We start from the raw sequence: 5,085 nt of genomic DNA on the forward strand, positions 1-5,085 counted from the left end.
AAAAATCGGGCACAAATACGCCAAGGCGCATTTGATTATGCATGAAAAAACTTTAGGGGGAATTAAAATGAAGGAAATCACAGCAAGCATGGCAGGGACCGTTTTACAAGTATTGGTTTCAGAAGGTGAAGAGATTACGGATGGCCAAGTGGTCGTCATGCTGGAATCAATGAAAATGGAAATACCAATTGAAAGTGGACTTAATGGTAAGATTGCTAACATAAATATAGATATTGGTGATTTTGTAAATGAAGATGACGTATTACTTGTTTTAGAATAAGGAATGGAGGGTAAAAATGCTTCGTACTACTAAGGATTTAGACCACAAACTCGTAGAAAAAAGCAAAGAAATCGAAGCAGGAGGACATGAAAAATATCATCAAAAGCTAAAGGAGCAACATAAATTATTTGTTCGTGATCGTCTTGCACTGTTATTTGATAATGGGATTTACCAGGAGGATGGAAAATTTGCCAACAATATTGCGGGTGACCTTCCGGCAGATGGTGTCATTACTGCGATTGGTGAAATTAATGGACAAAAAGTATGTGTGATGGCGAATGATTCGACTGTAAAGGCGGGATCATGGGGAGCACGAACAGTGGAGAAAATTATACGTATTCAAGAAACAGCTGAAAAGCTAAGTGTGCCACTTTTATATTTAGTAGATTCTGCTGGGGCAAGAATAACTGACCAACTTGAGATGTTCCCAAATCGCCGCGGGGCAGGGCGGATATTTCATAACCAGGTGCGATTATCAGGGATGATTCCACAGGTCTGTATTTTATTTGGTCCTTCAGCAGCGGGTGGAGCATACATACCTGCTTTTTGCGATATTGTCATCATGGTAGAAAAGAATGCTTCCATGTATTTGGGGTCACCACGAATGGCCGAGAAGGTCATTGGTGAAAAGGTGACATTAGAGGAAATGGGCGGTGCAAGAATGCATTGTACTGTTAGTGGTTGTGGGGACGTGCTTGCTGCAAATGAAGAGCAAGCTATTCAGAGTGCACGGGGTTACCTGAATTTTTTCCCTGCTAATTATTTGAGCAAACCGACGATTACTGAATCGGTATTACCTAAAGCAGGAAAAGATCTACAAGAAATCATTCCGGTTAATCAGAATGCTCCTTTTAATATGTATGAAGGGATTGATACCCTCATCGATGAAGGAAGCTTCTATGAGATTAAAAAACTATTTGCGCCTGAGATAATTACCGGCCTTGCACGTATTGACGGAAGACCAGTCGGGATCATCGCTAATCAGCCTAAGGTAAAGGGGGGCGTCTTGTTTGTAGATTCGGCAGATAAGGCGGCAAAATTTATCACGTTATGCGATGCATTCCATATCCCATTAGTGTTTTTAGCGGACGTCCCAGGATTTATGATTGGTACGAAGGTTGAAAGAGCCGGAATCATTAGACATGGAGCAAAGTTAATTGCAGCCATGAGCTCCGCAACTGTACCGAAGATTTCAGTCATCGTTCGAAAAGCATACGGTGCCGGGCTGTATGCAATGGCAGGTCCAGCATTTGAACCTGATTATTGTGTCGCACTTCCAACTGCTCAAATTGCGGTTATGGGTCCTGAGGCAGCGGTGAATGCAGTTTATTCAAATAAAATCAATGAAATTGAGGACCCAAAAGAACGAGTTGCTTTTGTACAACAAAAGCAACAGGAATATAAAGAAGCAATTGATATTTACAAGCTTGCCTCTGAGCTCATCATCGATGATATTGTTCCAGCTGCGGAATTGAGGGACGTCCTCGTCGCGCGCTTGGCGGTTTACGAAACAAAAGAACTTGAATTGGCACAAAAGAAACATCCTGTCTACCCGGTATAAATAATGGTAACTAAACCCCAAGGGAAAAACTTTGGGGTTTTATCATGCAATAATCTTTTTAATCCCTTTTCAAAATAGATATGCTAGGCATATTGTCGGACTTTTTGGTAAAATAAAGGAAGGACAAACTATGGAGTTGGAGTTATGAAAATTGGAATAATTGGCGGGGGTTCAATTGGGTTACTTTTTGCAGGGTATCTAGCAGAAAAGCATGATGTAACAATCTATACACGAACCGAACACCAGGCAAACGAAATTAATAAAAAAGGTGTAACAATCAATAAACAAAATACGTCAAAAACATATAGAGTACAAGCTGTAATAAGTTCAGCATCTGTAATAGATGAAGATATCGTCTTTTTTGCAGTTAAACAATACATATTGGAAGATATTTTATTTCGAACTCTAGACCTAGATAAAGTTCAATCAGTCTGCTTCCTACAAAATGGAATGAGCCATATCGATATTATTGAAAAACTAACAAATCCAACGATTCTTTTAGGAGTTGTTGAACATGGCGCACTAAAAGTAAATGAAACTACAGTCATCCATACCGGTGTAGGCAGGACAAAAATTGGCGTATTTAAAGGAAAAAATGAAGGATTCGATCATTCACTCGCTTATTTTACACTCGAATTCTATGAAAATTGGTATGAAATCGTAACGTCGAAGCTTATTGCAAATGCCGTTATCAATCCTTTAACCGCCCTATATGGGATTAAGAATGGGCAACTGCTTGAAATTGGTTATTTTCACAAGCAAATGAAAGCCTTATTTCATGAAATCATCTCAGTTATCCCTTCTAATGATGAAAAAATGTGGGAACTAGTTCTAACAATCTGCGAAAATACCGCCCAAAATAAATCGTCCATGCTACGTGACATTGAAGAAGGAAGAAAAACAGAAATTGAAGCAATCTTAGGATATGTATTAAATGAAGCAATAAAAAAGAACGAGGAAGTAGTCATTACACAATTTCTATATGATTCCATTAAAGGGCTCGAAATTAAAGGGGGATAAGGAATGATCGACTTTATGGCCGGAGTAGCTGCGACATTTGTAACAATTCCACTACTAGGATTCATACTAGTCTACTTAATTAGTAGATTTATTTTAAAAAGCAATCGAAAATCTTTTTTTCTTTCGGTTGATGTAACGACCGTATTTTTTCTCATCGCAGTTCATTACTTATTACTTGTGATTGTTGGAAAAAGTATGCTTTGGCTAATCATCCTGATCTTCATTACGACTGTTTTGTTTATTGGTTATTTAACGTGGAGGAAAAGCAATGAAATTGAAACAGTGAAGGTACTAAGGAAGTCTTGGCGTTTCGTTTTCCTTGCTTCTACGATTGCTTATTTTCTATTGTTGCTAATCGGACTAGTTCAACGAATTTTTATCACTACATTAAATTAACTTTCAATGAGCAGTAATTTTTGTTTTCTCAAAAAAGCGTGCTATACTCAACGAAGATATAAACTGGATATGAAAGGAAGAACAAGAATTTATGGAGGTTTTGGATCTCTCTCTGCCATCTTCAAATCGTTTAGTGAACGATTATCTTTCAAACAAAATGGATATAGAGAAATATTTCGATTATGATATACAATCTCCCCTTGTGTTTGAGGTGAGAAAAAAAGATTTAGAAAAAAGATCGTTTGAACGTGAAAAACTTGTCGAGCATTTGTATTCTTTTAACAAAAGATTAAATTATCATCCACATACGCTAGATAATATTAACAAGCTAATTGACCCAAGGAGTGTTGTAGTCATTGGTGGACAACAAGCGGGTGTATTGACTGGTCCGTTATATACCATTCATAAAATTGTTTCTATTATTAAACTTGCAAAAGAACAAGAGGAAAAGTTAAATATACCTGTTATACCGGTGTTCTGGATTGCTGGGGAGGATCATGATTTTGCTGAAATCAATCATCTCTATGTAAATCTTCAAAATGGTATCCGTAAAAGGGCAGTGCCACAATACAACAACCGTAAAATGATGGTATCATCAATAGAAATTGAACAGGAAGGCTTCATGGAATGGATCGAAGAAGTGTTTGAGACATACGGTGAAACCAACCATACTAATAGTCTCTTGGAACTTCTGAATGGATTTGTAGAAAATTCAAAAACATATGTTGATTTTTTTATACAAATTACCAATGAACTTTTTGGCAGATCAGGTCTTGTTCTTGTGGATTCAGGTTCGAAAGAGGTTAGAACACTACAATCAACTTATTTTAAAAAAATGATTGGAAAAAATAGAGAGATTCATGATGCATTATTATTGCAGCAGGAAGTATTGTCTTCCTATCAATACGCTAAAACAATTGATATGAATGCTTCCAGTGCTAACCTTTTTTATACGCAAGATGATGAACGTATTTTACTTGAGTACAATGTGGAGCATGACGTTTTTAGTGGGAAAAATAATGAATGCATCCTTTGTGGGGATGAATTGCTGGAGGTTGCGGAAAATCAACCGGAACTTCTAAGCAATAACGTTGTAACACGACCAGTTATGCAGGAATTCTTATTTCCAACTCTTGCTTTTATTTCTGGACCTGGTGAGGTTTCATATTGGGCAGAGCTTAAAAAGGTTTTTGAAGTTATGGAAATTAAAATGCCTCCCGTCGTCCCACGGTTAATGATGACAATTGTGGAACGAGCAATCGAGTCTAATATTGAAGAAATCGGGTTAACCATTCAAGCGGTATTATCAGGAGAACTAGCCAAAGCAAAGGAAAAATGGCTGGAAAAACAAACCGCTGATGTGGATGGGATTATCTCAGAGGCAAAAAAAGAAGTGGAGCAAATTCATAAAAAGGTCCGAAATGTGGGTCTTGATGTGGATCCCGGACTGGCAGATCTGTTATTAAAGAATGCACAAAACATTCAATCGCAATTTGATTTTCTAAAGAATACATTTAACCGCAGTATCTTGAGCCGTAATGAAATTGAATTGAATCGTTTTAATCGAGTCGAAAAATCAATTCTACCACTTGGCTCCCCACAGGAGCGATTATGGAATGTTTTTTACTATTTAAATAAATATGGAGCCGATTTTATCAATGATTTATTAGCCCTTCCGTTTGAATTTAACGGAAAACATAAGGTCATAAAGATGTAGATCGTATCGAAAATCCTCGGAATTCCGAGGATTTTTTTTGTTCAAAAGAAGTCTGTCACTTCTGTTGAATAAAAAAAGCCTCCGGCGGATGCTACGATTTTTCAAAGGAAA

Annotated in this window: 5 protein-coding genes; all 5 read left to right on the plus strand. The window is 37.4% G+C overall.

All coding sequences use genetic code 11. The features are described from left to right. The first annotated feature begins 67 nt into the window (after positions 1-67). The 5 genes from V7147_RS12835 to bshC all read left to right on the plus strand — a co-directional run bounded on the left by V7147_RS12835 (position 68) and on the right by bshC (position 4,974). Positions 68-280, plus strand: coding sequence for a biotin/lipoyl-containing protein (locus V7147_RS12835; RefSeq protein ID WP_335368262.1), 213 nt, complete (start codon positions 68-70; stop codon positions 278-280). 16 nt (positions 281-296) lie between these two features. Then, the gene (locus tag V7147_RS12840) at positions 297-1,841 is read left to right on the plus strand and encodes an acyl-CoA carboxylase subunit beta (RefSeq protein ID WP_335368258.1); all 1,545 of its coding nucleotides are present in this window, start codon (positions 297-299) and stop codon (positions 1,839-1,841) included. 144 nt (positions 1,842-1,985) lie between these two features. Then, a complete protein-coding gene (locus V7147_RS12845; RefSeq protein WP_335368259.1) occupies positions 1,986-2,861 on the plus strand; it encodes a 2-dehydropantoate 2-reductase in 876 nt (291 codons plus the stop codon). 3 nt (positions 2,862-2,864) lie between these two features. Next, complete coding sequence (locus V7147_RS12850; RefSeq protein ID WP_335368260.1) at positions 2,865-3,257, plus strand: DUF3397 domain-containing protein; 393 nt, start codon at positions 2,865-2,867, stop codon at positions 3,255-3,257. 91 nt (positions 3,258-3,348) lie between these two features. Then, complete coding sequence (bshC, locus tag V7147_RS12855; RefSeq protein ID WP_335368261.1) at positions 3,349-4,974, plus strand: bacillithiol biosynthesis cysteine-adding enzyme BshC; 1,626 nt, start codon at positions 3,349-3,351, stop codon at positions 4,972-4,974. Positions 4,975-5,085: the final 111 nt, after the last annotated feature.

It is taken from the genome of Bacillus sp. JJ1521, assembly GCF_036965165.1.
In the GTDB taxonomy this organism is placed as follows: Bacteria; Bacillota; Bacilli; order Bacillales; family Bacillaceae_L; genus Ferdinandcohnia.